The organism is Leifsonia sp. RCC_180 (assembly GCF_058138205.1).
Window position 1 is genome coordinate 2,287,284 of the sequence record NZ_CP200340.1, and the last position, 25,434, is coordinate 2,312,717.

At 69.3% G+C, this 25,434-nt stretch carries 29 protein-coding genes and 1 tRNA gene; 12 read left to right on the top strand and 18 right to left on the bottom strand.

Going from position 1 to position 25,434, the window contains the following annotated elements; all coding sequences use genetic code 11:
* Position 1 precedes the first annotated feature (1 nt).
* Positions 2-1,867 (bottom strand): molecular chaperone DnaK, encoded by a 1,866-nt coding sequence (gene dnaK / locus AB7E03_RS11295; protein WP_441780753.1) that lies wholly within the window; start codon positions 1,865-1,867, stop codon positions 2-4.
* A 168-nt stretch (positions 1,868-2,035) separates the two neighbouring features.
* Positions 2,036-3,655, bottom strand: coding sequence for an MFS transporter (locus AB7E03_RS11300; protein ID WP_489941501.1), 1,620 nt, complete (start codon positions 3,653-3,655; stop codon positions 2,036-2,038).
* 120 nt (positions 3,656-3,775) lie between these two features.
* Between AB7E03_RS11300 and AB7E03_RS11305 the strand changes: the two genes are divergently transcribed.
* Complete coding sequence (locus tag AB7E03_RS11305; protein ID WP_441780751.1) at positions 3,776-4,507, top strand: GTP pyrophosphokinase; 732 nt, start codon at positions 3,776-3,778, stop codon at positions 4,505-4,507.
* An 18-nt stretch (positions 4,508-4,525) separates the two neighbouring features.
* Here the strand turns inward: AB7E03_RS11305 and AB7E03_RS11310 are convergent, their stop codons facing one another.
* Positions 4,526-5,413 (bottom strand): hypothetical protein, encoded by an 888-nt coding sequence (locus AB7E03_RS11310; protein WP_489941502.1) that lies wholly within the window; start codon positions 5,411-5,413, stop codon positions 4,526-4,528.
* 149 nt (positions 5,414-5,562) lie between these two features.
* On the opposite strand from AB7E03_RS11310, the gene AB7E03_RS11315 reads away from it, so the two are divergent.
* Complete coding sequence (locus tag AB7E03_RS11315; RefSeq protein WP_489941503.1) at positions 5,563-6,999, top strand: MFS transporter; 1,437 nt, start codon at positions 5,563-5,565, stop codon at positions 6,997-6,999.
* Between the two features lie 21 nt (positions 7,000-7,020).
* Here AB7E03_RS11315 and AB7E03_RS11320 read toward each other — a convergent pair whose 3' ends face one another.
* Positions 7,021-7,689, bottom strand: a complete 669-nt coding sequence (locus AB7E03_RS11320; RefSeq protein WP_489941504.1) for a MarR family winged helix-turn-helix transcriptional regulator — start codon at positions 7,687-7,689, stop codon at positions 7,021-7,023.
* Between the two features lie 55 nt (positions 7,690-7,744).
* Here AB7E03_RS11320 and AB7E03_RS11325 point away from each other — a divergent pair, with 55 nt between their 5' ends.
* Together AB7E03_RS11325 and idi are read left to right on the top strand one after the other, a co-directional pair.
* Complete coding sequence (locus AB7E03_RS11325) at positions 7,745-8,704, top strand: hypothetical protein (protein ID WP_489941505.1); 960 nt, start codon at positions 7,745-7,747, stop codon at positions 8,702-8,704.
* The gene (gene idi / locus AB7E03_RS11330) at positions 8,701-9,252 is read left to right on the top strand and encodes an isopentenyl-diphosphate Delta-isomerase (RefSeq protein ID WP_489941506.1); all 552 of its coding nucleotides are present in this window, start codon (positions 8,701-8,703) and stop codon (positions 9,250-9,252) included. The genes AB7E03_RS11325 and idi overlap by 4 nt, the downstream gene beginning before the upstream one ends.
* Positions 9,253-9,338: 86 nt before the next feature.
* On the opposite strand, the gene AB7E03_RS11335 is transcribed toward idi, so the two are convergent.
* From AB7E03_RS11335 to dcd, 3 genes are read right to left on the bottom strand one after another with little or no spacing between them, the layout of a single operon-like run.
* The gene (locus AB7E03_RS11335) at positions 9,339-10,085 is read right to left on the bottom strand and encodes a glycoside hydrolase family 16 protein (protein WP_489941507.1); all 747 of its coding nucleotides are present in this window, start codon (positions 10,083-10,085) and stop codon (positions 9,339-9,341) included.
* Positions 10,086-10,095: 10 nt separating this feature from the next.
* Positions 10,096-10,623, bottom strand: coding sequence for a hypothetical protein (locus AB7E03_RS11340; RefSeq protein ID WP_489941508.1), 528 nt, complete (start codon positions 10,621-10,623; stop codon positions 10,096-10,098).
* Between the two features lie 34 nt (positions 10,624-10,657).
* On the bottom strand, positions 10,658-11,260 hold the full coding sequence (gene dcd / locus AB7E03_RS11345; RefSeq protein ID WP_441780743.1) for a dCTP deaminase: 603 nt from the start codon (positions 11,258-11,260) through the stop codon (positions 10,658-10,660).
* A gap of 97 nt (positions 11,261-11,357) precedes the next feature.
* Between dcd and AB7E03_RS11350 the strand changes: the two genes are divergently transcribed.
* Both AB7E03_RS11350 and AB7E03_RS11355 read left to right on the top strand, forming a co-directional pair.
* Positions 11,358-12,653, top strand: a complete 1,296-nt coding sequence (locus AB7E03_RS11350) for a DUF1254 domain-containing protein (RefSeq protein WP_489941509.1) — start codon at positions 11,358-11,360, stop codon at positions 12,651-12,653.
* 209 nt (positions 12,654-12,862) lie between these two features.
* Positions 12,863-12,936: transfer RNA gene (locus tag AB7E03_RS11355), tRNA-Gly, on the top strand.
* Between the two features lie 62 nt (positions 12,937-12,998).
* Here AB7E03_RS11355 and AB7E03_RS11360 read toward each other — a convergent pair.
* Both AB7E03_RS11360 and AB7E03_RS11365 read right to left on the bottom strand, forming a co-directional pair.
* Complete coding sequence (locus tag AB7E03_RS11360; protein WP_489941510.1) at positions 12,999-13,331, bottom strand: hypothetical protein; 333 nt, start codon at positions 13,329-13,331, stop codon at positions 12,999-13,001.
* A 74-nt stretch (positions 13,332-13,405) separates the two neighbouring features.
* Entirely contained in the window at positions 13,406-13,891 is a 486-nt protein-coding gene (locus AB7E03_RS11365) for a MarR family winged helix-turn-helix transcriptional regulator (protein WP_489941511.1), read from the bottom strand.
* A 55-nt stretch (positions 13,892-13,946) separates the two neighbouring features.
* Between AB7E03_RS11365 and AB7E03_RS11370 the strand changes: the two genes are divergently transcribed.
* Both AB7E03_RS11370 and AB7E03_RS11375 read left to right on the top strand, forming a co-directional pair.
* Positions 13,947-14,765 (top strand): SDR family NAD(P)-dependent oxidoreductase, encoded by an 819-nt coding sequence (locus AB7E03_RS11370; RefSeq protein ID WP_489941512.1) that lies wholly within the window; start codon positions 13,947-13,949, stop codon positions 14,763-14,765.
* A gap of 73 nt (positions 14,766-14,838) precedes the next feature.
* The gene (locus AB7E03_RS11375; RefSeq protein WP_489941513.1) at positions 14,839-15,243 is read left to right on the top strand and encodes a DUF6855 family protein; all 405 of its coding nucleotides are present in this window, start codon (positions 14,839-14,841) and stop codon (positions 15,241-15,243) included.
* Between the two features lie 9 nt (positions 15,244-15,252).
* Here AB7E03_RS11375 and AB7E03_RS11380 read toward each other — a convergent pair whose 3' ends face one another.
* On the bottom strand, positions 15,253-16,404 hold the full coding sequence (locus AB7E03_RS11380; RefSeq protein WP_489941514.1) for an FAD-dependent oxidoreductase: 1,152 nt from the start codon (positions 16,402-16,404) through the stop codon (positions 15,253-15,255).
* Between the two features lie 64 nt (positions 16,405-16,468).
* On the opposite strand from AB7E03_RS11380, the gene AB7E03_RS11385 reads away from it, so the two are divergent.
* The gene (locus AB7E03_RS11385) at positions 16,469-17,269 is read left to right on the top strand and encodes a class I SAM-dependent methyltransferase (protein WP_489941515.1); all 801 of its coding nucleotides are present in this window, start codon (positions 16,469-16,471) and stop codon (positions 17,267-17,269) included.
* A gap of 4 nt (positions 17,270-17,273) precedes the next feature.
* Here AB7E03_RS11385 and AB7E03_RS11390 read toward each other — a convergent pair whose 3' ends face one another.
* The 8 genes from AB7E03_RS11390 to AB7E03_RS11425 form a co-directional block, all read right to left on the bottom strand.
* Positions 17,274-17,471 carry a hypothetical protein gene (locus tag AB7E03_RS11390; protein WP_489941516.1) on the bottom strand — a complete coding sequence of 66 codons (198 nt, stop codon included), beginning with the start codon at positions 17,469-17,471 and terminating at the stop codon, positions 17,274-17,276.
* On the bottom strand, positions 17,468-17,911 hold the full coding sequence (locus tag AB7E03_RS11395) for a VOC family protein (RefSeq protein WP_489941517.1): 444 nt from the start codon (positions 17,909-17,911) through the stop codon (positions 17,468-17,470). Before AB7E03_RS11395 ends, AB7E03_RS11390 begins: the two co-directional genes overlap by 4 nt.
* A 92-nt stretch (positions 17,912-18,003) precedes the next feature.
* Positions 18,004-18,573 carry a VanZ family protein gene (locus tag AB7E03_RS11400; protein ID WP_489941518.1) on the bottom strand — a complete coding sequence of 190 codons (570 nt, stop codon included), beginning with the start codon at positions 18,571-18,573 and terminating at the stop codon, positions 18,004-18,006.
* A gap of 74 nt (positions 18,574-18,647) precedes the next feature.
* A complete protein-coding gene (locus AB7E03_RS11405) occupies positions 18,648-19,229 on the bottom strand; it encodes a mismatch-specific DNA-glycosylase (protein WP_489941519.1) in 582 nt (193 codons plus the stop codon).
* Positions 19,226-20,128, bottom strand: a complete 903-nt coding sequence (locus AB7E03_RS11410; RefSeq protein WP_489941520.1) for an alpha/beta hydrolase — start codon at positions 20,126-20,128, stop codon at positions 19,226-19,228. Before AB7E03_RS11410 ends, AB7E03_RS11405 begins: the two co-directional genes overlap by 4 nt.
* A 10-nt stretch (positions 20,129-20,138) precedes the next feature.
* A complete protein-coding gene (locus AB7E03_RS11415) occupies positions 20,139-20,663 on the bottom strand; it encodes a beta-class carbonic anhydrase (protein WP_489941521.1) in 525 nt (174 codons plus the stop codon).
* A gap of 170 nt (positions 20,664-20,833) precedes the next feature.
* Positions 20,834-21,226 carry a hypothetical protein gene (locus AB7E03_RS11420; protein ID WP_489941522.1) on the bottom strand — a complete coding sequence of 131 codons (393 nt, stop codon included), beginning with the start codon at positions 21,224-21,226 and terminating at the stop codon, positions 20,834-20,836.
* A 45-nt stretch (positions 21,227-21,271) separates the two neighbouring features.
* A complete protein-coding gene (locus AB7E03_RS11425) occupies positions 21,272-22,030 on the bottom strand; it encodes an SDR family oxidoreductase (RefSeq protein ID WP_489941523.1) in 759 nt (252 codons plus the stop codon).
* A gap of 226 nt (positions 22,031-22,256) precedes the next feature.
* On the opposite strand from AB7E03_RS11425, the gene AB7E03_RS11430 reads away from it, so the two are divergent.
* The 3 genes from AB7E03_RS11430 to AB7E03_RS11440 all read left to right on the top strand — a co-directional run bounded on the left by AB7E03_RS11430 (position 22,257) and on the right by AB7E03_RS11440 (position 25,379).
* Positions 22,257-23,630 (top strand): DHA2 family efflux MFS transporter permease subunit, encoded by a 1,374-nt coding sequence (locus AB7E03_RS11430; RefSeq protein WP_489941524.1) that lies wholly within the window; start codon positions 22,257-22,259, stop codon positions 23,628-23,630.
* Between the two features lie 84 nt (positions 23,631-23,714).
* Positions 23,715-24,476 carry an SDR family oxidoreductase gene (locus tag AB7E03_RS11435; RefSeq protein ID WP_489941525.1) on the top strand — a complete coding sequence of 254 codons (762 nt, stop codon included), beginning with the start codon at positions 23,715-23,717 and terminating at the stop codon, positions 24,474-24,476.
* A gap of 9 nt (positions 24,477-24,485) precedes the next feature.
* Positions 24,486-25,379: an RNA polymerase sigma-70 factor gene (locus tag AB7E03_RS11440; protein WP_489941526.1), complete on the top strand. Its 894-nt coding sequence runs from the start codon at positions 24,486-24,488 to the stop codon at positions 25,377-25,379.
* The last annotated feature ends 55 nt before the right edge of the window (positions 25,380-25,434 follow it).

Below are 25,434 nucleotides of genomic sequence, written 5' to 3' on the forward strand. Positions count from 1 at the left end.
GTTACTTCTTCTCCTCGTCCTCGACGACCTCGGCGTCGATGACGTCCTCGTCGTCGGAGGACGACTCGCCCGAGGGCTGACCCTCACTCGCGTCAGCGGCCGGAGCCTCCGACGCCTGAGCCGAAGAGTAGATCGCCTCGCCGAGCTTGCCCTGGCTGGCGTTCAGCTTCTCGAAGGCCGACTTCACGGCCTCGTCGTCGTCGCCCGCGAGCGCCGCCTTCAGACCGTCCACGTCGCCCTGGACCTCGTTCTTGACGTCCTCCGGGAGCTTGTCCTCGTTGTCCTTGATCAGCTTCTCGATCGAGTAGACGAGCTGCTCGGCCTGGTTGCGGGTCTCGGCGGACTCGCGACGCTTCTTGTCCTCGGCCGCGTGCTCCTCGGCCTCGCGCACCATGCGGTCGATGTCGTCCTTCGGCAGGCTCGACCCGCCGGTGATCGTCATCGACTGCTCCTTGCCGGTGCCCTTGTCCTTCGCGGACACGTGCACGATGCCGTTGGCGTCGATGTCGAAGGTGACCTCGATCTGCGGGATGCCGCGGGGGGCAGGGGCGATACCGGTCAGCTCGAAGGTGCCGAGCGGCTTGTTGTCGCGGGTGAACTCGCGCTCGCCCTGGAAGACCTGGATCGCGACGGACGGCTGGTTGTCGTCGGCCGTGGTGAAGGTCTCGCTGCGCTTGGTGGGGATGGCCGTGTTGCGCTCGATGAGCTTGGTCATGATCCCGCCCTTGGTCTCGATGCCGAGGGACAGCGGGGTGACGTCGATGAGGAGGACGTCCTTGCGCTCGCCCTTGAGGACACCGGCCTGGAGGGCTGCGCCGACGGCGACGACCTCGTCCGGGTTCACGCCCTTGTTGGGCTCCTTGCCGCCGGTCTCCTGCTTCACGAGCTCGGAGACGGCCGGCATGCGGGTCGATCCGCCGACCAGCACGACGTGCGCGATGTCGGACACCTTGATGCCGGCCTCGCGGATGACGTCCTGGAAGGGCTTCTTGGTGCGATCGAGGAGGTCGCTGGTCATCTGCTCGAACTGGGCGCGGGTGAGCGACTCGTCGAGGTTGGCCGGGCCGTTCTCGGTCAGCGAGAGGTAGGGCAGCTGGATGCTGGTCGACATGCTCGACGACAGCTCCTTCTTGGCCTGCTCCGCAGCCTCCTTGAGGCGCTGCAGGGCGATCTTGTCCTTCGAGACGTCGACGCCCGTGCTGTCCTTGAAGCGCTTGATCAGCCAGTCGACGATGCGCTGGTCCCAGTCGTCGCCGCCGAGGCGGTTGTCGCCGGCGGTCGAACGCACCTGGATGGTCGAGAAGTCGTCGTCCTTGCCCACCTCGAGCAGGGAGACGTCGAACGTTCCGCCACCGAGGTCGAAGACGAGGATGAGCTCGTCCTCCTTGCCCTTGTCGAGGCCGTACGCGAGGGCCGCGGCGGTGGGCTCGTTGATGATGCGGAGCACGTTGAGGCCCGCGATCTCGCCGGCCTCCTTGGTGGCCTGACGCTCGGCGTCGTTGAAGTACGCCGGGACGGTGATGACGGCGTCGGTGACGGTGTCGCCGAGGTACTGCTCCGCGTCGCGCTTGAGCTTCTGCAGGATGCGGGCCGAGATCTCCTGGGCCGTGTACTTCTTGCCGTCGATGTCGGTGGTCCACGTGGTGCCCATGTGGCGCTTCACCGACGAGATGGTGCGGTCGACGTTGGTCACCGCCTGGCGCTTGGCGGTCTCGCCGACGAGAACCTCGCCATCCTTGGTGAAGGCGACCACCGACGGGGTGGTGCGGAAGCCCTCCGCGTTCGCGATGACCGTGGGCTCTCCACCCTCGAGCACCGAGACGACGGAGTTGGTGGTTCCGAGGTCGATTCCTACTGCACGTGACATGTGTGCTTCTCTCCTTTGTTGCTGGCTTGTGGCCGTAAAAGTCTGTGGTCAAGACTTGAGCCTCGACGACTCAAGACTGTCATCCGCGAGTGGATGCTGTCAAGACGTCGAACCCAAAACTTGAGTACACAAGACTCAACTTTGGGGAGAAGTCTGCTATTCCCGGGATCAGCCCGAGAGGGTGCCTTCCGCCGCTGTGCTCGGCGCCGGGTCGGGAAGCCGGCGCATCCGGAACGCGTTGCCGACGCCGAGAAGCCCGGCCAGCAGGGGCACCAGTAGTGCGACCTGCAGGGAGATCGGCCGCGACTCGGTGTTGATGCGGATGACCTCCGCCTGCACCTCGGGCGGTTCGGTGGCGAGCAGTTCGGCGAGTTTCGTGTTCGACATGACCTCCGCATCCGTCTCCAGCACCTGAGAGATCTGCGCCTTGTCGTCCGGCGGCAGCACGACGCTCGCGTCGGTCTTCGCCGCGAACGTCGACGCCAGGGTCGCCAGCATGATCGCGCCCGCGAACGCCAGGCCGAAGGAGAGCCCGAACGACCCGGCCGCGGAGTTGACACCCGCCGCCTCGCTCACGCGCTCGTCGGACACCGGCGAGAGCGTGTAGTTGTTCAGTTGCGAGACCAGCAGTCCGAGCCCGCAACCGGCCACGATGAGCGGCAGCGTCAGGTACCAGCCGGATGTGGCGATCGGCACGATCGGAATGAGCGCCCCGATCCCGACGACCACCAGCACGAACCCCCACAGGATGAGCGACGCCGGTCTGCGCTTGGCCCCGCGCCCGGCGAGCAACGCCACGGCGAACATGCTCAGCGACAGGGGCGCGATCGACAAGCCGGACCAGAGCGCGTTGTACTCGAGCACCATCTGCAGGTAGATCGGCAGCGCGATCATCGTGCCGCCCAGCGCGATCTGCTGCAGCAGCTGGCCCGACACCCCAGACTGGAACAGCTTCGAGCGGAACAGCCCAGGGTCGAGCAACGTGGGCTTCGACCGCCGCGCGCGGGAGCGCAGCCAGATGACCAGGGAGAGCAGCCCGGCGACGCCGACGAGGATGATCAGCAGCACCCGCTCCCCGCCCTCCTGCCACACGAGGATGCCGGTGACGATGCCGCCCATCCCGATCACGGAGAGCAGGGCGCCGACCAGGTCGATGGACCGTTCTCCTGTGTACGGGACGTCCTTCACCAGGCCGATCCCGGCCAGCACGACCGCGATGATCACCGCCTCCAGCAGGAAGCCGACCCGCCACGACAGGAACGTCGTGATGACGCCGCCGAGCAGCGGCCCGACGGCGGCGGCGATCGCAGCCGACGCCCCGACCAGCGCGTAGACGCGCTTCTGCTGGGCACCCTCGAAGTTGCCGTGGATGAGCGATTGCATCGCGGGCAGCAGCAGCGAGGCTCCGATTCCGCCGATCACCGCCCAGAAGATGATGATCGCAGTGAGGCTCTGGGCCAGCGTCATCGCGATCGCGCCGACCGCGTAGCCGAGGAGGCCCAGGATGTACGCGAGCTTCCGGCCGATCAGGTCGCCGGTCTTGCCTCCGATGAGGATGAACGCCGCCGAGACCAGCGCCTCCAGAGCGATCGCGCTCTGCACCCCGCTCACCGTCGTGTGCAGGTCGTGCACCACGGCGGAGATGGACACGTTCATGAGAGAGGTGTCGACGACGAGGACGAACATCGCCATCGCCAGCAGCAGCGCCAGGCGCACATTGAACTTGACCGGCACCGCCCCTGTACCCGCGTCTGCACCCGCGCCCGCGCCTGCACCTGCACCCGACATGGCGTCAGATAAGCACATCCGGCTCGTTCCGGGGCCTCCCCAGTTCTTCGTGCGGACGACTTATCCACCACCGCGGATTCTCACACCGACCGCACAACAGCCGTCGATAGCGTCGGAAGCATGGAAACGGACCCCGCCGCCGCCCCGCTCCTCTCGTCCCGCGCGATCGAGGCGCTGCAGAGCATCGACCCCGCGACGCTCAGCGAGGTCCAGGCTTTCCGGGACGACTTCGCGCGGTTCATCATGCCGTACAAGTTCGGTATCGACGAGATCGCGACCAAGGTCGGCATCCTCCGCGAGGAGTTCTCCGAGCTCCACGACTACAACCCCATCGAGCACATCTCCAGCCGGCTCAAGTCGCCGGAGAGCATCGAGCAGAAGGTCATCCGCAAGAACTGCGAACCCAGCTTCGACGCGATCCGCGAAGCGATCACCGACATCGCGGGCATCCGGATCGTGTGCAGCTTCGTCTCCGACGTGTACCGCGTGTTCGACCTGCTCACGGCACAGCAGGATGTGCGGGTGCTGCGGGTGAAGGACTACATCGCGCACCCGAAGCCCAACGGCTACAAGAGCCTTCACGTGATCGTGGAGGTGCCGGTGTTCCTCAGCGAAGGGCCGGTGATGGTGCCCGTGGAGGTGCAGCTGCGAACGGTCGCGATGGACTTCTGGGCGAGCCTCGAGCACAAGATCTACTACAAGTACGACGGCGAGGTGCCGGAGGGGCTGCTCCGCGACCTGACCGCCGCGGCCGGCACCGCCAACCAGCTCGACGTCACCATGGAGAACCTGCACCGGCAGGTCCGCGGCGACGACCGCGGGACGGTGTACAGCCTCCCCGCCTCGATCTAGGCATCGGCGGCCGAGGCGTCAGTAGCCCGCGACGCCCGTGAAATCGGGGGTGCCGTCGGCGCGCGCGGGGAGCGGCTGACCGTTGATGTAGCGCGGCCACTCCAGGAGAAGGCCGCCGGCCGGGTCGAGGCGCGGGTAGGCCGTTGCTGGAGCGGCAGCCGAGGCTGCGGTCGCGGGCGCGGGCGCGTATGAAGGGCCGGTGGCAGGTGCGAAGGGCGTCCCGGGCGTGGGGCCGACGGCGGGGGCGGGCGCCGACGCCTGGTGCGCAGCCTTCGGCCCGAACAGCGAGTACGTGAGCGGGATGAGCACGGTGCCGAGCGCATCCAGAATCGCCACCACCGCCACCAGCCGCCAGTAGGTGTCGCCGAAGTCCGTGCGCGTGAAGATCAGCGGCAGCGACAGCCCCGCGATCAACAGCCCGACCATCACCAGGGTCGCGACGGTGACCTTGCTCATGACCGGTCCGGTGAACCGCCGCTGCGTGTTCAGGACGAGGTGGATGTGCAGCAGTCCGACCCGTGTGACCAGCACGAGAAGGAACCAGGAGAACGGCGTCCACCACGGGTTGTAGACGTCGTAGCCGGCGATGCCGTCGGCTGGACGCACGTCCGGCATCCACACTTTCCATAGCCCGATGCCGAAGAGGTACACGGAGGTGATGACGCTGACCGCGCCGAACCACGCGGCCCGGCGCGCAGACACATCCGCGTCGTACCAGGAGATCAGGGCGAAGAAGACGAAGAGAGCGATGGTGCCCATCAGTCGCCAGCAGGTCTCGTCGAAGCGGCCCAGCACGACGGCGTACACACCCACCAGCGCGGCGGCAATCAGCGCGCCGATCACGACGCGCGGCAACAGGTGGCGCACCCAGCCGTACGGGTTCGAACTGGACGAGATGGTGCTCACGATGGGCCTCCACGGAGTCGGGTGCTCGTCACGATACCGGCCACCCGGGATGGGCCTGAATCCGTGCGGACACCGAATCCTGGACCGTGACCGCGCGGAGCAGTCGCGCCGTTCACCGGCCGTTCTCCGCCAGCCCCTACGCTGAGCGTATGACAGGTGCCGAGCCCACCGGCGGCGTCGACGGCGACGCCCTGGTGACCACCGCGAGTCCGCTTTTCGCCGACAGCGCGACCGACCGCCGCATCCCCCGCCGCTGGGTTGTCTCCTGGGCGTCGTGGGACTGGGGTGGCGCCGCTTTCAACGCCGTCATCACCACGTTCGTGTTCACGGTGTATCTGACCAGCAGCCTGTTCATCTCCCCCTCTGTCGTGGCGGCTCGGGATGCGGAGAGCGGCACGACCGGGCCGGCGCACACCGCCTACGATGCGGCCGTGGCCGTGCTGTCGAGCGGGCTCGCCTGGGGCGTGGGCATCGCCGGCGTGATCGTCGCCCTCCTCGCCCCCGTGCTGGGCCAGCGGACCGACGGCTCGGGCCGGCGCAAGCTGTGGCTGGGCGTCAACACCGGTGTCGTCGTGATCGTGACGGCGCTGATGTTCTTCGTCGTCGGCGAGCCGTCGTACTTCCTGCTCGGCGTCGCGCTGGTCGCCATCGGGACCGTGTTCTACGAGATCGCGACCGTCAACTACAACGCGATGCTGGTGCAGGTGTCGACGCCGAAGACCGTCGGCCGCGTGAGCGGCTTCGGCTGGGGCGCCGGATACCTCGGCGGGATCGTCCTCCTGCTGATCGTCTACTTCGGCATGGTGGTCGGCGACGGCGGGCTCCTCCACGTACCGACAGAGGACGGCCTCAACATCCGGATCATCGTGCTCATCGCCGCCGCGTGGACACTGATCTTCTCGCTGCCGGTCCTCTTCGTGGTGCCGGAGATCCCGCCGAACGAACGGACGCCGCGCGTCGGGTTCTTCGCCTCCTACGCCGTGCTGGTGCGCGACGTCGGCCGGCTCTGGAAGGAGAGCAGGAACACGGTACTGTTCCTGATCGCGTCGGCGCTGTTCCGCGACGGGCTGGTGGGCGTGTTCACCTTCGGCGGCATCCTCGCGCAGGGCACCTTCGGCTTCACCGGCGGCCAGGTCATCATCTTCGCCATCGCGGCGAACGTGGTCGCCGGCGTGAGCACGCTACTCTCTGGCCGGCTGGATGACCGCTTCGGTCCGAAGGCGGTCATCGTGACCTCACTGATCGGGCTGATCATCGCGGGGCTCGCGGTCTTCTTCACCCACGACCTGGGCGCCGCGGCGTTCTGGGTCGGCGGACTCGTTCTCTGCCTCTTCGTCGGTCCGGCGCAGTCGGCCAGCCGCACCTTCCTGGCCCGCGTGACCCCGGCCGGCCGCGAGGGCGAGGTGTTCGGGCTCTACGCGACGACGGGTCGCGCGGTCTCGTTCCTGGCGCCCACCCTCTTCGCGGTCTTCGTGGCGGTCGGCGGGGCGCAGTACTGGGGCATCCTGGCGATCGTGCTGGTGCTGGCGATCGGGCTGGGCCTGCTGCTGCCGGTGCGTGCCCCGCGCCGCGCCCCCGCATCCTGAGCTGCCGTACGTGCGCGAGGGTCAGGGTTCGGGGTCGGGGGTGGGGCGCGGCCAGGAGCGGACGAAACGGTCGAAGAGTTCGGCGAAGGTGCGGGCCTCCTCGGGCGTGAAGCCCGCCAGCGCGGTCTCCACCGCCGAGCGGCGGTGCGTGCGCAGCTCCTCCAGCTGTGAGCGTCCGGCCGACGTGAGCTGGATGAGCGCCCTCCGCGCGTCGGATGGGTCGGGCACCCGGCGCACCTGGCCGCGCTCCACGCCTTCCTGCACGAGGCGGCTCGCCCGCGGCTGATCGACTCCGATCGCCTCCGCGACTCCGCTCACCGACAGGCTGCGACCCTCACGGTCGGCGGCCTCCAGCGCCTCCAGCATCCTCACCCGCGCGATGCGCCCGAGCGAGCCGTCCCGCCCACGGCGGCCGGGACCCGGCCGGGCGGAGTCGCCGAACGGCGCCCCCGCGAAGGGTCCAGCCCCGAACGGGCCGGCGGCGAATTGTCCCGGGCCGAACTGGCCGCCACCCCAGTGACCGCCGTGGTGGCCGTGCGAGTGACCGCCCTCGTGCCCGTGCGTCCCCTCCGCCCACGGCGGGCGCCGGCGGGACTGGTCGCGGCGAACCGCCAGGAGCGCGTGCTCGATCATCGCAACGATGTCCGCTTCTGGCGGAATCGGCCGATCTTCTTGACGTCCGTCGTTCATGCATGTAACTATACATTCACTTGTAACAGTACATACATCGAAAGGAGAGTCCACGATGACGAACATCGACGACTCCGCACACACCCCAGCACAGACGCCGCCCGGCTATTGGTTCGGCGTGATCGAAGCACGACTCCACGAGCGGATGCGCGAAGCGCTGTCCGACCTCGGCCTGCGCCGCGGAAGCTGGCGCATCCTCCACACCCTCGCCGACGGGCCGGCGACCGCCGCCGAACTCGCCGACCGCCTCCCGCACGGCGGCCGTCCGGAGCATGACCGCCACGGTGGTCACGACCATTTCGGCCGACCCGACGAGAAGGTCCGCGGCGACGGGCACGCGTTCCGACCCGGCTTCCGCCCGGGTTGGCGCGGACAGGAACCGCGCGACGAACGACCGGCCGACGCCCGCCAGGAGCAGCACCACGCCGAGGGCGGACCGCACCACGGCCACGACCACGACCGTCCCCACCACGGCTTCGAGCACGCGTTCGAGCGCGGCTACGAGCGCGGTTTCGACCGCGGCTTCGGACTCGGCGCCGTACGCGGCGGCCTCCCGTTCGGATTCGGCGGCCATCCTTTCGGCGGGCACCCGTACGGCGGTCATCCGTACGGCGGCCACAGCGGCCACCCGCACTACGGCCCGTACCCGGGTGGTGCACCCTTCGGCGCACCGTTCCCCGGCGGCTCGCCCTTCGGCGAACGCGGTCGTGGCCGGCACCCGTTCGGACGCGAGGGCCGTCGTGGGCACCGCATCCACCGCATCCTGGGCGACTTCGTCGAGCGCGGCTGGGTCTGGTTCGACGGCGACCGCGCCACGCTGACGGACGAGGGACGCGCCGCACACGACGCCGCGTTCGGTCGCGTCGAGGCCCTGCGCGACGAGCTCGCGAACGGCATCTCGGAGGGCGACTACGCCACCACTATGGCGACCCTCGAAACCATGGCGCGCAATCTCGGCTGGCGCCCGTCCGCTCCCACGGACACCCCAGACGACGCGCCTACTATGGACGCATGACGCCACCCCGCGAAGAGGTCGTGCTGCTCGCCGAGGACGGCACACCCATCGGCACGGCGGACAAGGCGACGGTGCACACGGCATCCACCCCGCTGCACCTCGCCTTCTCCTGCCACCTCTTCGACGGCGAGGGGCGCATCCTGGTCACCCGCCGCGCTCTCGGCAAGGCGACCTGGCCGGGCGTCTGGACCAACTCGTTCTGCGGGCACCCCGCTCCGGGCGAGGCGATGGAAGATGCGGTGCGCCGCCGCGCCGCGCACGAACTCGGCGTCGAGGTGGACAACCTCACGCCCGCGCTGCCGGACTTCCGGTACCGCGCCGTGGATGCCTCCGGCATCGTCGAGTACGAGGTGTGCCCGGTTTTCACGGCCACGATCGTCGGCGAGCTGGACCCTGCGCCGAGCGAGGTGGCCGAGTGGGCGTGGGCGGACCCCCGCTCGCTACTGGGCGCCGTCGAAGCGACTCCGTGGGCCTTCAGCCCCTGGCTCACACTGCAGCTTCCGGCGCTGTACGCCGACCACAGCGTGGAAGCTTCAGGTCAGCTGTGAGTCGAACTCATTATTTTCCACCTGTGAAATGAACTGTGGATAACTCCCTCCCCGTATGCCGAAGTGAGTATCTGTCAGTGGCCGAATCAGGTCGCCCACACCCGGTCGACCGAGAGAGTGGGAACGAATGGAGTGCTCCGTGCCTGGTCATCCGGCCATTCCGGGAAGTCGAACACCGCGAGCATGAGCTGAAGCGGATACTGCGGCGGCGCATCCAGGATCCGAACCACGCGACCATCGACACGGAACGTCGCCTCGTCGCCATCCCAGTGCGCCTCGTAGGCGTGCGGCTCGGTGACGTCGATAGGCAGCGGGACGCGCTCGAAATCCTCCGCCAACCGGGGGTCCCGGAAGGCATGAAAGCCCATCCCGACCAAAGCCTCGTCCTCGGCGACGTCCCGGCCGAACACCTCCATCACGCACAACTCGCCGGACCGCTCCGGCTGGTCCTCGAATCCGACCAGCCAAAGGGAGGCCATCGAGCGCGGACTCAGGTAGAGGGAGGCGCGCATCCCGACCGTGCCGTGGTCAACGAGGCAGCCGCGGAACTCCTCCTGCGCCTCACGCACGACCAGCCCGTCGCGGAAGGGCTGCTGCCCGATTCTCGACCCGGCCGGCCCGGAGAAGTTGCCGGTCTGCAACCCTGAGACGCGCAGCGGTGGCTGATGCTCATCCGGACACCAGAGGCCCTGGTCGGGCGGGATGCTCAGTTCCAGGCGGGAATCGTGGATGAGGTAGCTCGCGCGCGTCTCGGCCAGCGAACTCCACGCGGGCAGGTAGTGCGGAAGCCAGACCGTGCGGTCGAGCTGCGGCGCATCGAAGTCGTCGAACACCGCAGTGCCCTCATCCCGTGCGGGTGGCGTCGATGTGCTGCTCGAGCCACCAGGTGCGGCCTTCGTCGTCGGAGACCCAGCCGTCCCACTCGAAGGAGTCATCGGTGATGTTGGAGAAGTTCCAGCGGATGGGCCGACCGTCGGTCTGCGTGCCGTCCTGCCGGATTCCGTCGCGCCGGTGCGGTGTCGCGACCAGCGTGCAGAAGTCGCCCTTCGCGGCCCCGAACCAGCTGACCCGCCAGGCGCCGAGGGTGCTGTCATAGACCCGCACCGTCGAACCGCGGCCGCGGACCCCCTCCGGGTCGCTGTCATCGCGGATGATCAGCACATCCTGGACTGCGCGGCCGCCGAGCGTGTAGGCGAAGATCCATTCGTTGACGGACTCGCTCCACACCCCCGTGGCTTCGTCGAGCAGGCGGACGTCCGCGGTCCAGCTGCCGACCAGCCGGCCGAACAGGTGCATCCGTTGCGGGTTCTCCGGCATCGGACCCGAACTGATCAGGGCCCGCGCGAAGGCCGCGTCGGTGGTCTCGCTCATGGTGCCCCTCTCGGTCAGGGTCGACGGGATGCGATCAGGAGGGCCTGCCCGCCTCGGTGGTGGAGACGTCGGTGCGGTGGAAGTTCAGGTACGAGCGGGATGCCGTCGGGCCGCGCTGCCCCTGGTACCGCGACGAGTACTCCGCCGACCCGTACGGCCGCTCCGCCGGGGACGACAGGCGGAAGAAGCACATCTGGCCGATCTTCATGCCCGGCCACAGCTTGATCGGAAGGGTCGCGACGTTGCTCAACTCGAGGGTCACGTGCCCCGAGAAGCCGGGATCGATGAAGCCGGCGGTGGAGTGCGTGAGCAGCCCCAGCCGCCCCAGCGAGCTCTTGCCCTCGAGCCGTGCCGCCACATCATCGGGAAGGCTGACCAGCTCGAACGTGGACCCGAGCACGAACTCGCCCGGGTGCAGGATGAACGGCTGACTCGCGTCCACCTCGACGAACCTCGTCAGCTCCGGCTGGTCTTCGGCCGGATCGATGAACGGGTACTTGTGGTTGTCGAACAGCCGGAAGAAGCGGTCGAGCCGCACATCGATGCTCGAGGGTTGGACCATTTCCGGCTGGTACGGCTCCAGGGCGATCCGCCCGGCACCCAGCTCGGCCTTGATGTCGCGATCGGAGAGAAGCACGAGGCCAGCCTATCGGGGGTTCGGAGCGTCAGGAGGGTTTCTCCACAGGGATGCGCCAGCCCTATCAATGGGGAATGGTCCCCGCTAGCGTCTGACCATGAGCCAGCCGACCGATGTCCGCACCATCGCCCGTGACGCGTACACCTTCGGGTACGCGATGATCGAGAACTACCGCACGCTCTACGAGCAGGCGGTCGACACGGCCGATCCGCGCTACACGGGAGGATTCGGGCGCTACCGGCACTATTCCGAACCGTTCTCGCCCGCCAACACCGACATCGTCACGCCCAACAACGACACTCCGTACTCGTGGGGATGGTTCGACCTGCGCGCGGAGCCGTGGGTGATCACCGTCCCCGAAATCGACCGGTTCTACATCCTCCCGTTCCACGACCTCTACACGGTCTACGCCGGCTACATCAGCGCGGCCACGACGGGCACCGGCCCAGGCCGTTACCTGCTCGCGGGCCCGTCGTGGACGGGCGGCACGCCGGACGGCTTCGACGGTGTGATCACGGCATCCACCGATTTCGTCGGGTGCCTCGGGCGAACCGCGTTCACCGACGGGGATGTCGCGGAGCTACGGCGCATCCAGGAGTCGTACGAGGCGGTCCCTTTCCACACCTATGCAGGTACGGCCGCGCCCTCCATCGCGCCCGTGGATTGGCCGGCTTGGGACGAAGCGGCCGCCACCGACGTCCGCTTCTTCGACACCCTCGACGCGCTCCTCCGGTTCGCCCCGGTGCTCGACGAAGACCGGGACGTGCGGGAGCGGATGGCGTCCGTCGGCCTCGACGGAAGCGGCTCTTTCAGCACCACAGCGCTGAGTGACGACGACCGCTCCGCCTTCGAAGCCGGGCTCGCCGACGGGATCGCGCACCTCGACGAGGTCGCGTCGCAGACCGCCAGCTCGACAGGACTGTTCGGCACCCGGGAGGAGATGTCCGGGCGCTACGACAGCAGGAACATCGGCGCCAAGAAAGGCCTGTACGGGTTGCCGCCGGCAATCGCCTGGTACGGCGGCTGGCTCGTGGACACCGCGGGCCAGCACATCACGGGAGCCACCGACTACACGATCACGTTCACCGCGGAGCAGCTCCCGAAGGCGCGCTTCTTCTGGTCGGCCACGCTCTACACCCTCCCCGCGCGCCTCTTGAGCGCCAACGAGATCGACCGGTACTCGATCGGCGACCGCACGCCCGGCATCCACTACGCCGCCGACGGCTCGCTGACGCTGTACGTGCAGCACCGGCCGCCGACGGACCCGGACGAGCGGGCGAACTGGCTCCCCTCCCCCGAAGGACCGTTCACCGTCATCATCCGCGCCTACGGCGGCGACGAGTCCATCGCGTCCGGCACGTATCGCCTCCCCGCGATCACGCCGCGGAACTGAGGCGACTCGGGGCGGCGTTGCGTCGGCTTTCCACCCGCTATCGAAGGAGATTCGAACCGTCCCCGCGCGTATCTCCTTCACCACTGCCTTGTGAAGGAGATTCCGGGCCGATTCTCCTTCGATGGCGGGCCGGTTTGGCCAATGACCATCGACCGGGTACTCTGGGCTGCAGCCTCACATCCCAGTGTTTTACTGGGAAACGGGGCCGCGCGAGTGTAGTTCAATGGTAGAACTTCAGCTTCCCAAGCTGATAGCGCGGGTTCGATTCCCGTCACTCGCTCCACGTTGGATGCCGCTCGATGTCTGGGCCCCGGCCGCCGCGCTTTTCCTCGCGATCGGCTCGCCTCAGGGGGTGCGCGGTCGGGTGACCAGGACCGCGGCCCACACCATCAGAACGGCCGCTCCGAGCGCGGCCAGCGCGGAACCCATCCACAGCCCCGACTGGTCGGGGACCACGAGGCGTTGCGTGTACTGGGCGTAGGTGTGGACCGGCAGAGTCGGCATGGCGGAAGAACCGGCGATCACGACGTTGGCTGCCGCGTTCGCGGAGGCAGCCCAGATGGTGCCCGCGATGACGGTCAGCGAGCCGATGGTGAGCAGAAGACCGAGAAGTAGCGTCCGGCGAGAGGCAACTGCAGTCGCCACGGCAGCTCCGTCATCCGAGCTCGCAGTGTCCATGAGCCGACGATAGGGTCCGCCAGCCGTCCCCGTCCAGCGCCCAATCAATCAGAGGCAGTCCGGCGCACACGGGCTCAGCGTTTCTGCCATCCTTCTTCTTCCCGGATCGCCCCGAGTATCTGTCGGGAGATCTCGCCCAGTTGGCGTTGCTGATCGCGGGTTAGACGGTCGAAGACCAGCCGCCGCACATTGCGTTCGTGACCGGGTGTGGCCGCGCGGAAGACGTCCTGTCCCGCGTCGAGCAGGACCGCGAGGGTGTACCGCCCGTCGGTGGGATCGGGTCGGCGCAGCACCCATCCCCGCTTTTCCAGTCTCGCGATGGCACGCGACAGTCTGGTCAAGGAACTGTTCGCGTAGGCGGCCAGTTCACTCATCCGCAGGGTGGAATCGGGGGCGTCCGCCAGCGCGTAGAGGATGCCGTACTCGAAGTGGGTCAGCCCGGCGTCGCGCAGGAGTGGCGCGTCGAGCGCGGGCGGGAGCCACTCCAGAAGGGTCGCCAGGGAGGCCCAGGTCGCCAACGTCTCGCCGGTCAAGCCGTCAGCGCGGTCTCCGTCAGTCATGCCGTTCAGTATCGCTGACTTGACTGAGCAACTCAATTCGCTAGCCTTGCATGACTTGACTAAGCAAGCGATCGGAGTGGTCATGGAGTTGGAACTGACAGGCAAGCGGGCGTTCATCAGCGGTTCGACCCAGGGCATCGGTTATGCGATCGCCGAGGGCCTTCTAGCCGAGGGAGTGTCGGTCGTCATCAACGGCCGGCGCGCAGAGTCGGTGGAGGCAGCCGTCGCGAGCCTCACGAGCGCGTTCCCCAGTTCGGCGGTTTCGGGGATCGCAGCCGACTTCGAGCGCCCGGAAGAAGTCGCACGGCTCCTGGAATCCCTCGGCGAGCTCGACATCCTCGTGAACAACGTCGGCCTGTTCGATGTCACCGCTTTCGGCGACATCCCTGATTCCGAATGGCAGCGCTACTTCGAGGTCAACGTGATGAGCGGGGTTCGCTTGTCCCGCCAGGTGCTCGACGGGATGCTCTCGCGGAATTGGGGACGCATCCTGTTCATCGGCAGCGAATCCGGCGTGAACGTTCCGGCAGACATGATGCACTACGGCATGACGAAGGCCGCCATGATCGCCGTCGGCAACGGGCTGGCCAAGCTCACCCGCGGCACGGCCGTCACGGTGAACACGGTTCTCGGAGGACCGACGTATTCGGATGGCGTCGCTCGCACCGTCGAGCAGCTCGCCCAGTCGCAGGGGATTCCGGCCAGCGATCTGAAGGACGCCATCATCGGCGCCAACCAGACCTCGTTGCTGCAGCGCTTCATCCGGCCTGAAGAGATCGCGCGCCTCGTCGTCTACCTGGCGAGCCCGGGCGCTTCGGCGACGAACGGCGCCGCGGTGCGTGCGGACGGCGGCGTCTTGACGACGACGGCGTGAGGAGCGAACCCGCCATTTTCCTGCGCGTCCCACTGCCGGAAGATGGCGGTGGACGGGGACGAGGAGGAGCGAGATGAGCAGTGGGACGAAGGACGACCCGTGGGTCCTGACCACGGCACCGGGGACGTCCGAGTATCAGATGTGGCGCGATGACAGCGCCGAGCCGCCGGTCCTGGTCTGCCAGGTCGGCTCGACGCGGCTCAGTTATGACGCGCGCGCGATCGACGACCTTGCGGCATGGCTGGCGACACAGCCCGACTGGGTGCCGCTCGGCGCCGCCGACGAGAACAAGACGGCGCCCGAAGGGAGCATCGAGGCGTGGGGCCGCGACCCCGGCAACCCGGTGGGCGGCTGGTACGGGCAGCGGAAAGGCTACCGGGGGCGCTTCGGGATGTACCTCCCGCCGCTTCTCGAGCAGCTCGGCCTCATCGAGCTCACCCACGATCCGCGGAACAACAAGGCGCGCGCGAAGGCCTAGCGGGAGACCTTATGGCCGAGCCGGGCTCGCCGTATCCGGCGATGCCACAGTGAGCTGGAAGCGCGGCACGGCCTGTTCGCCGTGCAGCGCGAGCCGGGCCAGGATGTCGCCGACGGCCGGGCCGAACTTGAAGCCGTGGCCGGAGAACCCCGTGGCGACCACGACCGGGCCGACGCGGTCGAGGACGAAATCCTCCTGCTCCGTGCTGTCGTAGAGGCAGCTGATCCCTGTCGGCCGCGAGGCGTCGACGCCGGGAACCCAATGGGCCACGTACTCCTGGAGCCGAGTCAGACGCCCGGGGTCGATCGAACGGTCGCGGTCGTCGGGGTCGACGACCGGTCCGGAGCCGTGGAAACCGACCTTGACTCCCTCGCCCGGAGTCAGCAGGCCGTAAGCACTCGGCTGCTCCTGGTCGGTCGGATGGTGAACGAAGCTGGGCCACAGGCTCGAGTCATCCGCGCGGCCCGGGAGGAGAGGGAAGTGCGCCGGCTGCTCCTCGGTCACGGTGACCGACGGGAGGGTGGCGCCGTGGGCCTGGAGGTAGGGGCCGGCCAGGGCGGGCGTCCAGGATCCGGCTGCGACGATCAGCCGGTCCGCGGTGTGTGTGCCGTCGGAGGCGGTGACGGTCACGCCGGCACCGTCCCCGGTCTCCTCGATCGCGGTCACCCGCACTCCGAAGCGGAGCTCGGCTCCGGCAGCCTCCGCCGCATCCAGCAGCGCGTCCACGGCAGCGTCGGCAAGCAGCCGCCCGCCGCCAGGGCTGAACAGTACGTGCTCCTCGAACCGAAGGCCCGGCCACCGACCCGCCGCCTCGGACCCGGTCAGCCACTCGTACGGCAGGTCGGCCGCATCCTGTGCCTGCGCGATGGCCTTGAGCATCGCGACGTCGCCGTGGTCCACGGCGCCCGTGGCGTCGAAGAGCTTCCGGCCGCTCACCCGTTCCAGGTGCTTCCAGCCCTGTATCGCCCGGACGGACAGCTCCACGTAGTCGGCCTCCGCGTAGCCGTGGCGGAAGATCCGCGTCGCGCCGTGCGACGACCCGCGGTCGTGTCCGCGCTCGAACGCTTCGAGGAGGACCACGTCCGCACCCTCGCGGGCCAGCGACCACGCGGCGGCAGCGCCCACCACGCCCGCACCGATCACGATCGCTTTCCCAGCCATGGCGACACCCTAGCCGGGGAAGACGAGCGTTCTCCGGCGCGTGCCGCCGCGGTAGCCTCTGACCGTGGATGACGACGCCACGCGGTTCTCGGGCTCGATCCCCGAACACTACGACTCCGGCCTCGGGCCGGTGCTCTTCCGTCACTATGCCGACGTGCTCGGGCGGTTGGTGGCGGTCGGCGAGCCGCGCCGCATCCTCGAAGTGGCTGCCGGTACCGGTATCTCGTCGGCCGCGATCGTGGAGCGCAACCCGGACGCCGACCTGACGGTCACCGACCTCAACGAGGCGATGCTACAGCGCTCACGCACCAAACTGCCGGCCGGGACGCGCATCCAGATCGCCGACGCTCAGGCGCTGCCCTTCGGCGACGGGAGCTTCGACGCCGTCGCCTGCCAGTTCGGGATCATGTTCCTCCCCGACCTCGAGGCCGGCTTCCGGGAGGCGCGCCGCGTGCTGGAGCCTAACGGCGTCTACGTGTTCAGCGTGTGGGACAGCCACGCGAAGAACAGGTTCGCGGCGATCACCGACGGTCTGCTCGCCGAGACTTTCCCCGACGACCCGCCCCCGTTCTATCGCGTCCCGTTCGGGAAGAGCGCCGTCGATCCGCTCCGCGACCTCGCGCAGTCGACCGGCTTCGGCGCTCTGAGCATCGACGTCGCACCGTACGACTCGCCCGTCGACTCGTGGGCCGCGTTCGGCGACGGCCTGATCGCCGGCAACCCGGTCTCGGAGCAGGTGCGCGCACGCGGCGGAGACGTGGATGCGCTCGCGCGGGAGGTCGCCGCGCGCCTGGAGGCCGAGTACGGGCCGACGCCTGCGAACATCCCGCTCCAGACGATCTTCTACCGCGCGAGCGCGCGGTGACGGGTCAGTCCGCGCGTTCCAGCCGGTAGCCCGCCTCGCGAAGAGTCGTCGCCATGTGTTGCGCGTACCACTCCGGCCATTGCTCGTCGCGGACCCCGCCCAGGTCCACCGTTTCGTGGATGCCGTGCGCCTCGGCCGCCTGCTTCAGGTGGTCGAGGATCACTGCCGTGAACTCGTCGGGCGCTCCTGTCGTGTCGCTCATCGGCCCGGCAGCCGCTTCTTGATCTCCTGCAGGATCCAGCCGTTGCCGTCCGGGTCCTCGAAGGAGGCGAAAGTGGAGTAGTCGGCGCGCTCCGGATGCGGGCCCGCGACGCGTTGCCTCGTTCCCGCATGACGGAAGACGCCCGTCGCGTCGTGGAACAGTTCGGACACCGTCACTCCCGCGTCGACGAGAGCGGCGCGCGCCTCGTCGATGTCGTAGACGGTCAGCTGGAGGCCCTGCGTGGATCCGGGTGCGGCGTCCGTGAGGCCGGTGCCGAAGATGATGGACGCCTCCGACTCCGGCGGCGTGAACTGGACGATGCGGTACCCGTCGTCGACGGCGAAGTCCGCATCCTCGCGCCAGCCGAGCGATTGGTAGAACACCTTGGCGCGGTCCACGTCGGAGACGGGGAGGACCACCACCTCGAGTTTCATGTACATCTCTGCCCCCTTCGTCGGATGCCGAGCGCGCGCCAGTCTAGGGCGGGCCCGGGACCGCGGCAACGGTCGTCATGGCACCCGAGCGATGAGGCCTAGCGGCCCAGCGGGGGCAGCACCTGCAGACCGTGCAGCGGCGACCCCAGCAGGGATGCGCCCCACAGCGCGACGGCCACGGTCACGACGAACGAGACCCACAGCAGGACGGGCACCGCCCGGCCGCGCGAGGCCGCGCGAACCCACGAGAGTGCGACGACGCCGCAGACGGCTCCGGCCGTGTTGACGATCACGTCGGTCACGTCGCTGCTCCCCACGGCGAGCACATACTGGGTTGCCTCGAGCGCGCAACTGGCGAGCGCTGCGACGGCGGCGACGGTCCAGACCCGCCAGCGGGGCGCCAGCACGGCGAGGTGAATGCCGAACGGCACGAACAGCAGGAGGTTCGCCAGCATCTCGGAGGGGCGGCTCCCGCCGAACCCCTCGCTCGCGACGAAGGGCACCAGCTTGACCGCGCGAACGCCCTCCCCGCTCACGTCGGGGACGTGGAACTTCCACAGCACGGCCCACACCAGCAGCACGAGATACACGACGAACAGCACGGCCGGCACCGACCGCGATGCGGCGGGGACAGTGGTGGGGCGGCGGAGGGAGACGGATGCGGTCACGCTTACGACGCTAGGTCGCGGGGTGGCGCGGCCGAATCGTCCGCAGGTCGCGACCGCCTACGTCTCGCGACGGATCACGACGAGCGCGGGAACGGGACGATTCCCGCCGCGACAGCGACCTCGCGGTACGCCGCGGCCAGGTCGTCGAGCGAGCTGTGCGCGTTGAGGCCGCTCGGGTTGGGCGCCACCCAGACCTGGGCGTCGTCCCAGTCGACGGGCTGGCGCCCGACCCGCGCCTGCGGCTGGTCGAATGCGACGCGATACGCAGTGATGCCGAGGAACGCGACGACGGCGGGCCGCACATCCCGCACCCGCTCGCGGAGCGCGACCCCGCCCTCCCTCAACTGCTGCGGCGTGAGTTCGTCGGCCCGGGCCGTCGCCTGACGGACGATTCCGGTGATCCCGATCCCGCGATCCTCCAACTGCCGGACGTCGGCCGGGTCGAAGCCGTCCGAGGCGTCGATGACGTGGTCGGTGATCCCCGCCAGGAAGAGCGCTTTGTAGAAGCGGTTGCCGCGGCGGGCGAAGTGCGCCTGGACCGCCACGGTGAGAAGGCCCGGGTTGATGCCGACGAACAGCAGCCGCGTCGGGCGGGGGATCAGGTCGGGCAGCGTCTGCCCGGTGAACGCCTGGAGCTGGGCGCGGGTGAAGGTCATCCCACCCACTGTCGCAGGAACCGGCCCGCCCGGTCCACCGCTTCGGCGGCCTCCGGCGTGTCCGTGTTCAGCTGGTAGACGTGCGGCAGGCCTTCGCCCACCTCCAGCTGCACGTCGACACCGGCGGCGGATGCGGCCGCCGCCAGGCGCTGGGCGTCGCTCAGGAGCAAATCGGCCGTCCCCACCTGAATCAGGAGCGGGGGCAGGCCGGCGAGCGGAGCGAACAGCGGGGAGGCCAAGGGCGACCGCGGGTCCGCACCGTCGAGGTAGTCGGCGGCGAGGCTGCGAAGCAGTTCCGGTGTGGAGATCGGGTCCTCCTCGATCCGCTCGGTCATCGAGTCGCCGGAGCTCGTCAGGTCGACGGTGGGCGACATCAGCAGCGCGGCGGCGGGCAGCGGCACGGATGCGTCGCGGGAGGCGACCAGCAGCGACACCGCCAGACCTCCGCCCGCGGAGTCGCCCGCCACGGCGAGAGAGGACGGCGCGACGTGCTCCTCCGAGACCAGCCAGCTGTAGGCGGCACGCACATCGTCGAGCGCCGCGGGAAACGGGTGCTCGGGGGCGAGACGGTACTCGAGGAAGAGCACGCGCATCCCGCCGGCCCGCCCGACCCGTGCCGCCAGCTCGCCGTCGCTCGCCAGCGAGCCCAGTTGGAAACCGCCGCCGTGGAGGAAGAGCAGGATGCGCCCAGCGTCCACCCCCGGCGCCTCCAGCCAGTACGCCGTCACTCCCCCGGCGCTGACCTCGGTCACGCGCACGTCGTCCGGGATCGGGTGGCGGGCGTCGGCCGGGGTGAACCCGGCGCGCACCTCGGCGAGCGACTGCTCCGGGGCGTCGGCGTTCGCCGCCCGCCGTCTCCACAGTTCGGCGAGCACCGCTTCCATCTGGGTGCTGGGCATGAGCGCCTCGTCAGCGCGTCGCGGCGGCGGACTCGATCGGCTGCACCTCGCTGAGGCGGCCGGTGCCCACGTCGAACAGGAACCCTCGAACCGGGATGTCGGACGCGATCCACGGGTGCGAGCGCACCTTCAGCATCTGCTCACGCGTGTTCTGCTCAGCGTCGGTGAAGGTGAAGAAGGTGACGGGCGCGATCGGAGCCGAGCCGGTCTCCGTGCGGAGTCGCTCCGCCAGTTCGTCGCCGGAGAACCGGGAGAGCCCGCAGTCGTTGTGGTTGATGATCATGATCTCCTGCGTCCCCAGCATCTTGGTGGACACGATCAGCGACCGGATCGCGTCCTCGTCGATGACGGTTCCGACGTTGCGGATCAGGTCGACGTCGGCATCTGGCAGCCCCATCAACTGCACGACGGCGGTGAGCCGGGGATCGGCACAGGTCACGACCGCGATGCGCGGCGCCGGTGGCTTTCCGCGGTCGGAGTCGTAGCCGTCGGCCAGTGTGACGTTGGCGCTGAGGGCGTCGTCGATGATGCTCATGGTGCATCTCCTCATCCGTGCCGATCGCCGGGTGCCGACCGTGCAGGGCCGACACTACGGTCCGCGGCGAGCCGTGACGCCGGGGGTTCCCGCCAACAACGCGCATCCGATCGTCGCGGTTGAGGGGTATTGCCCAGTGCGGAGCTGCCGCGGCCGCCGGTTCGCCCCGACTACACCGCGACGCCGTGCCGGAGCGGAACCGGGTGGAGGCGCACCCACACGACGCTGATGAGGTGCCCGGTCAGGTCGACGGCGATCGCCGCGGTCGGCCGGCCGTCGCGGCTGACGACCAGCCCAGGGCGGTCGTTGACCGGACGCTCGGCGACGTCCTGGCCGCCACGGGCCGAGAGCGCGTGCGTCAGTAGGGCGGAGGCGTCGTCGACGCCACGCACCACCCGCACCTTCGCGCGGTCGGGTTCGCCCGCGTCGACCACGACGGCGATCTCCGGATCGAGCAGGCTTCGCAACCCCGCGAGGTCACGTGCGGCGGCCGACCGGCGCAACGCGGCGACCGTCCGGCGGCGGTTCGTGCGAACGGCCGGCAGCCAGTCCGTCATCGACATGGACGTCCTCTCCTTCTCCCGTCGCGGCCCGGTCGGGCCGAACGATCAGCGGCTCGCGCCGACCTGCGCATCCGACCACTGGTCGAAGGTCGTCGGGAAGACCTCCGCGTCGGGCCCCGGAACGAGCTCGCGGTCGGTCAGGTGCGCACCGAAGTAGCGCGCGTCCGGGTCCTCGACCACCGTGCGGGTGTCGCCCCTGGCCTGCAGCCCACGGGCGATCAGCTCGGTGAGGCGGAACTCCTCGGGCCCGCTCACCTCGTGCACAGCGCCGAGCGGCGTTCCGGCGGCTGCCCGGGCGACCGCCGTCGAGACATCCTCGGCGGCCATGGGCTTGATGAAGACCGGGGCGAGCCGGACGGTCTCGCCATCGGTGGCGGCGTCGGCGATCGCCTTCACGAACTCATAGAACTGGGTGGCGTGGACGATCGTGAACGGGATGCCGGACTCGCGGATCAGGTGCTCCTGCGCGAGCTTGGCGCGCATGTACCCGCTATCCGTCATCCGCTCGCTGCCGACGACCGAGAGAGCCACATGGTGGCTCACGCCCGCCTTCCGCTCCGCCTCGATCAGCGTGCCGGTCGAGGTGACGAAGAAGTCCATGACGGCCTTGTCCTCGAACGACGGCGAGTTGGAGACGTCGACCACCACGTCCGCTCCGGCGAGCGCCGCATCCACGCCTTCCCCGGTCAGGGTGTTCACGCCCGAGTTCGGCGATGCGGCGACGGCCTCATGGCCGTGTGCGGCCAGCTTCGCGACCACTTTGGAGCCGATGAGGCCCGTTCCCCCGATGACGACGATCTTCATGTGCTGACTCCTTCAGCTCGTGGACGACCGCCCGCTGCGGTGCCTCACCAGCTATGACCACACGGGCGGGCTGGATGTGACATCCGGCTCCCCGCGGGCGACTTCGTCACAAACGCGTGTGCCGTCCGGTCAGAGCCGACGCCGGGAACTCCCCGGACCAACCCGGAGAACGGACGGACACCCCATGAGCAGATGGTCGACACCCCAGCAACGCACGGTCTTGACAGTGGCGGTGCTCGCGACCTTCATCGCCTTCCTCGACGGCAGCGTCGTCACCGTCGCGCTCCCGGCGATCGGGCGGGAGCTCGGCGGCGGACTCGCGGCCCAGCAGTGGGTCGTGGATGCGTACCTGCTGACGCTCGGGGCGGTCATCCTGCTCGCAGGGTCGCTCTCCGACCTGTTCGGCCGCCGCCGGGTGCTGTTCTCGGGGCTGATCGGCTTCGCGGTGGCCTCGGCGCTGTGCGCGCTGGCGCCGACCGCCGGGGTGCTCATCGTCGCCCGGGGATTGCAGGGGGTCGCCGGTGCGCTCCTCGTCCCCAGTTCGCTCGCGCTCATCCTGAGCACGTTCAGCGGTGCGCAGCAGGGCAGGGCCATCGGGACATGGACCGCGATCACGTCGTTGGCGAGCATCGCCGGGCCCGTGCTGGGCGGGGTCCTCGTGGACACCCTGTCGTGGCGGTGGGTGTTCGGCATCAACCTGCTTCCGATCGCCGTCACGCTACTGCTCCTCCGCGGGCTGCCCGCCGATCCGCCGCGCGCCGCCGGCGCCCGGGTGGACGGGGTCGGCGCGGGGCTCGCGGTCGTCGGGCTCGGGTTGCCGGTGTTCGCCCTGATCGAGCACCCGCGGTACGGCTGGGGTTCGCCGTTGATCGCCGGATCCTTGGCGCTCGGCCTCGTCGCGCTGGTCGCGTTCGTGCTGTGGGAGCGGCGGAGTCCGCAGCCGATGCTGCCCCTCCGCATCTTCCGGGCGCGCGACTTCTCGGTCGGCAATGTCGCGACGGCCTTCATCTACGGCGGAGTGGGCGTCGGCGCGTTCGCTCTCGCTCTCTTCCTGCAGCAGGGCGCCGGTTACAGCGCGACGCTGGCGGGCTTCGCGATGGTGCCCTCGAGCATCCTGCTCATCGCGCTCTCGGCGTTCTTCGGCCGGCTCAGCGGACGGATCGGCCCCCGCGTCATGATGACAGTCGGGCCGCTGGTCGCGGCCGGCGGGTTCGCGCTCATGCTCCGCATCGGCGAGCAGGCCGATTACCTGACCGAGGTCCTGCCCGCGGTGTCGGTCTTCGGTCTCGGCATGTCCATCACGGTCGCACCGCTCACCGCGACGATCCTCGGCGCCGTCGACGCGGCCCGCTCAGGCATCGCGTCGGCCGTGAACAACGCGGTCTCCCGGGTCGCCGGGCTCGTCGCGGTTGCGCTGGCCGGCTCCGCAGGCGGCGCGATGTCGGCGGTGGCCGGGTTCCACGAGCTTGCGGCTGCGGCAGCCATCGCGGTGGCCATCGGCGCGGTCGTCTCGGCGATCGGGATCCGCAATCCTCGGGCCGCGGCGACGACCACGGCGGATGCGGATGCGGTCTCCGGCCATCACGCTCTGCTCCGCTGACCGAGGGTTGTCACAACGGCGCCTCCTGCCCGGTCAGAGTTGCTGAGCCCGCGGAGGGACCGCGCGTTCAGACAGGAGAACCTCATGAGGATCGTCGTCATCGGCGGAACCGGCCTGGTCGGCCGGAAGGTCGTCGAGCTGCTGCAGGAGCGCGGGCACGACGCGGTCGCCGCATCCCCGTCGACCGGGGTGGATGCGGTGACCGGCGCGGGACTGGAGGCGGCGCTCGCGGGTGCTGACGTCGTCGTGGACACACCGAACGCGCCGTCCTTCGAGGACGGCCCCGTGCTCGAGTTCTTCGAGCGCTCGACCACGAACCTGGTCGCCGCTGAGAAGCAGGCGGGGGTCCGCCACCACGTCGTGCTCTCCATCGTCGGCACCGACCGCCTGCCCGACATCGGCTACATGCGCGCGAAGGACGCGCAGGAGCGCATCGTTCGCGAGGGCGGCATCCCCTTCACCATCGTGCGCGCCACGCAGTTCTTCGAGTTCATCCAGGCGCTGGCGGACGCGGCGAGCCAGGGCGAGACGACGGTCCTGTCGGACGTGCTCATGCAGCCGATCGCCGCGGCGGACGTCTCGGCAGCGCTGGCGGAGGTCGCCGCCGCCGAACCGGCCAACGGGGTCATCGAGATCGCCGGACCGGAACCGCTCCGGCTGGACGACCTCGCCCGGCGGCTGCTTGCGGCTCGTGGCGACTCGCGCACCGTCGTCACCGAGCCGACCGCCGGGTACTTCGGCGGGAAGGTCGACGACCGTTCGCTCACCCCCGGCAACGACCCTGCGATCACCGACCAGCGTTTTGGCGGGACGACCTACTCCCGCTGGCTGGAGGACGCTCGCTAGCATCTGACCATGCCCGGGACGACAGCACAGCACGACGATCTGGATGCGGCCGCGAAAACGTTCGCGGCCGTACGACCGCGCCTGTTCGGCATCGCCTACCGGATGCTCGGCACGGTCGCGGACGCGGAAGACATCGTGCAGGACACGTGGGAGCGCTGGCAGCAGACCGACCGCACGGTGGTCCGCGAGCCGGCCGCCTTCCTGGCGACCACCGCGACCCGTCTGGCGATCAACCAGGCCCAGTCGGCGCGCGTCCGGCGTGAGACCTACGTCGGTCCGTGGCTGCCGGAGCCGGTGGACACGAGCGCCGACCCGCTGCTGGGAGCGGAACGCGGAGAGGCGCTCGAGTTCGCGGTGCTCGTGCTGCTCGAGAAACTGACGCCGACCGAGCGCGCCGCCTACGTGCTGCGGGAGGCCTTCGACTACCCGTACGGACAGATCGCAGAGATCATCCAGGGGTCGGAGGCCTCCGCCCGGCAGCTCGTCAGCCGCGCACGCAAGCACCTCGCCGAGGAGCGCGACGTGCGCGAGGTCGACCGAGCGCAGCAGAAACGGGTGCTGGAGGCCTTCCTCGAGGCGGCGCAGTCGGGCGACATCGGCGCCCTCGAGCGGATCTTCACCGCCGACATCGTGAGCTACTCCGACGGCGGCGGCCTGGCGCGCGCGTCGCGCATCCCCGTCTTCACCCGGGAGACGGTGGCGAAGTACGTGCACGCGTTCCACACCCGGTTCTGGGAGGGCACCGTGCACCTCGTGAAGGCGAACGGCGGCCCGGCCGCGGTGCTCGTCCGCGACGGTGCCGTGGTCGCGTTCGTCGCGCTGGATGTGACCACCGACGGCATCCGCCGGCTCCAGTGGGTGCTCAACCCGGAGAAGTTGGAGCGGATGCCCGTCCCCGCCTGAGCGACGCTGTCACAAAACGGCGGCCTGTCTTGTCATAGCTGGTGAAGGCACCAGC

What these genes read in the sequence shown, in the direction of transcription:
- AB7E03_RS11380 (WP_489941514.1), bottom strand. Translation starts at nt 16,404, where the DNA reads ATGGCTGGGAAAGCGATCGTGATCGGTGCGGGCGTGGTGGGCGCTGCC.
- AB7E03_RS11360 (WP_489941510.1), bottom strand. Translation starts at nt 13,331, where the DNA reads ATGGACACTGCGAGCTCGGATGACGGAGCTGCCGTGGCGACTGCAGTT.
- AB7E03_RS11350 (WP_489941509.1), top strand. Translation starts at nt 11,358, where the DNA reads ATGAGCCAGCCGACCGATGTCCGCACCATCGCCCGTGACGCGTACACC.
- AB7E03_RS11390 (WP_489941516.1), bottom strand. Translation starts at nt 17,471, where the DNA reads ATGAGCGACACGACAGGAGCGCCCGACGAGTTCACGGCAGTGATCCTC.
- AB7E03_RS11315 (WP_489941503.1), top strand. Translation starts at nt 5,563, where the DNA reads ATGACAGGTGCCGAGCCCACCGGCGGCGTCGACGGCGACGCCCTGGTG.
- AB7E03_RS11405 (WP_489941519.1), bottom strand. Translation starts at nt 19,229, where the DNA reads ATGACCTTCACCCGCGCCCAGCTCCAGGCGTTCACCGGGCAGACGCTG.
- AB7E03_RS11415 (WP_489941521.1), bottom strand. Translation starts at nt 20,663, where the DNA reads ATGAGCATCATCGACGACGCCCTCAGCGCCAACGTCACACTGGCCGAC.
- AB7E03_RS11300 (WP_489941501.1), bottom strand. Translation starts at nt 3,655, where the DNA reads ATGTCGGGTGCAGGTGCAGGCGCGGGCGCGGGTGCAGACGCGGGTACA.
- AB7E03_RS11365 (WP_489941511.1), bottom strand. Translation starts at nt 13,891, where the DNA reads ATGACTGACGGAGACCGCGCTGACGGCTTGACCGGCGAGACGTTGGCG.
- AB7E03_RS11425 (WP_489941523.1), bottom strand. Translation starts at nt 22,030, where the DNA reads ATGAAGATCGTCGTCATCGGGGGAACGGGCCTCATCGGCTCCAAAGTG.
- AB7E03_RS11325 (WP_489941505.1), top strand. Translation starts at nt 7,745, where the DNA reads ATGACGAACATCGACGACTCCGCACACACCCCAGCACAGACGCCGCCC.
- dnaK (WP_441780753.1), bottom strand. Translation starts at nt 1,867, where the DNA reads ATGTCACGTGCAGTAGGAATCGACCTCGGAACCACCAACTCCGTCGTC.
- idi (WP_489941506.1), top strand. Translation starts at nt 8,701, where the DNA reads ATGACGCCACCCCGCGAAGAGGTCGTGCTGCTCGCCGAGGACGGCACA.
- AB7E03_RS11440 (WP_489941526.1), top strand. Translation starts at nt 24,486, where the DNA reads ATGCCCGGGACGACAGCACAGCACGACGATCTGGATGCGGCCGCGAAA.
- AB7E03_RS11410 (WP_489941520.1), bottom strand. Translation starts at nt 20,128, where the DNA reads ATGCCCAGCACCCAGATGGAAGCGGTGCTCGCCGAACTGTGGAGACGG.
- AB7E03_RS11305 (WP_441780751.1), top strand. Translation starts at nt 3,776, where the DNA reads ATGGAAACGGACCCCGCCGCCGCCCCGCTCCTCTCGTCCCGCGCGATC.
- AB7E03_RS11435 (WP_489941525.1), top strand. Translation starts at nt 23,715, where the DNA reads ATGAGGATCGTCGTCATCGGCGGAACCGGCCTGGTCGGCCGGAAGGTC.
- AB7E03_RS11340 (WP_489941508.1), bottom strand. Translation starts at nt 10,623, where the DNA reads ATGAGCGAGACCACCGACGCGGCCTTCGCGCGGGCCCTGATCAGTTCG.
- AB7E03_RS11395 (WP_489941517.1), bottom strand. Translation starts at nt 17,911, where the DNA reads ATGTACATGAAACTCGAGGTGGTGGTCCTCCCCGTCTCCGACGTGGAC.
- AB7E03_RS11375 (WP_489941513.1), top strand. Translation starts at nt 14,839, where the DNA reads ATGAGCAGTGGGACGAAGGACGACCCGTGGGTCCTGACCACGGCACCG.
- AB7E03_RS11420 (WP_489941522.1), bottom strand. Translation starts at nt 21,226, where the DNA reads ATGTCGATGACGGACTGGCTGCCGGCCGTTCGCACGAACCGCCGCCGG.
- AB7E03_RS11320 (WP_489941504.1), bottom strand. Translation starts at nt 7,689, where the DNA reads ATGAACGACGGACGTCAAGAAGATCGGCCGATTCCGCCAGAAGCGGAC.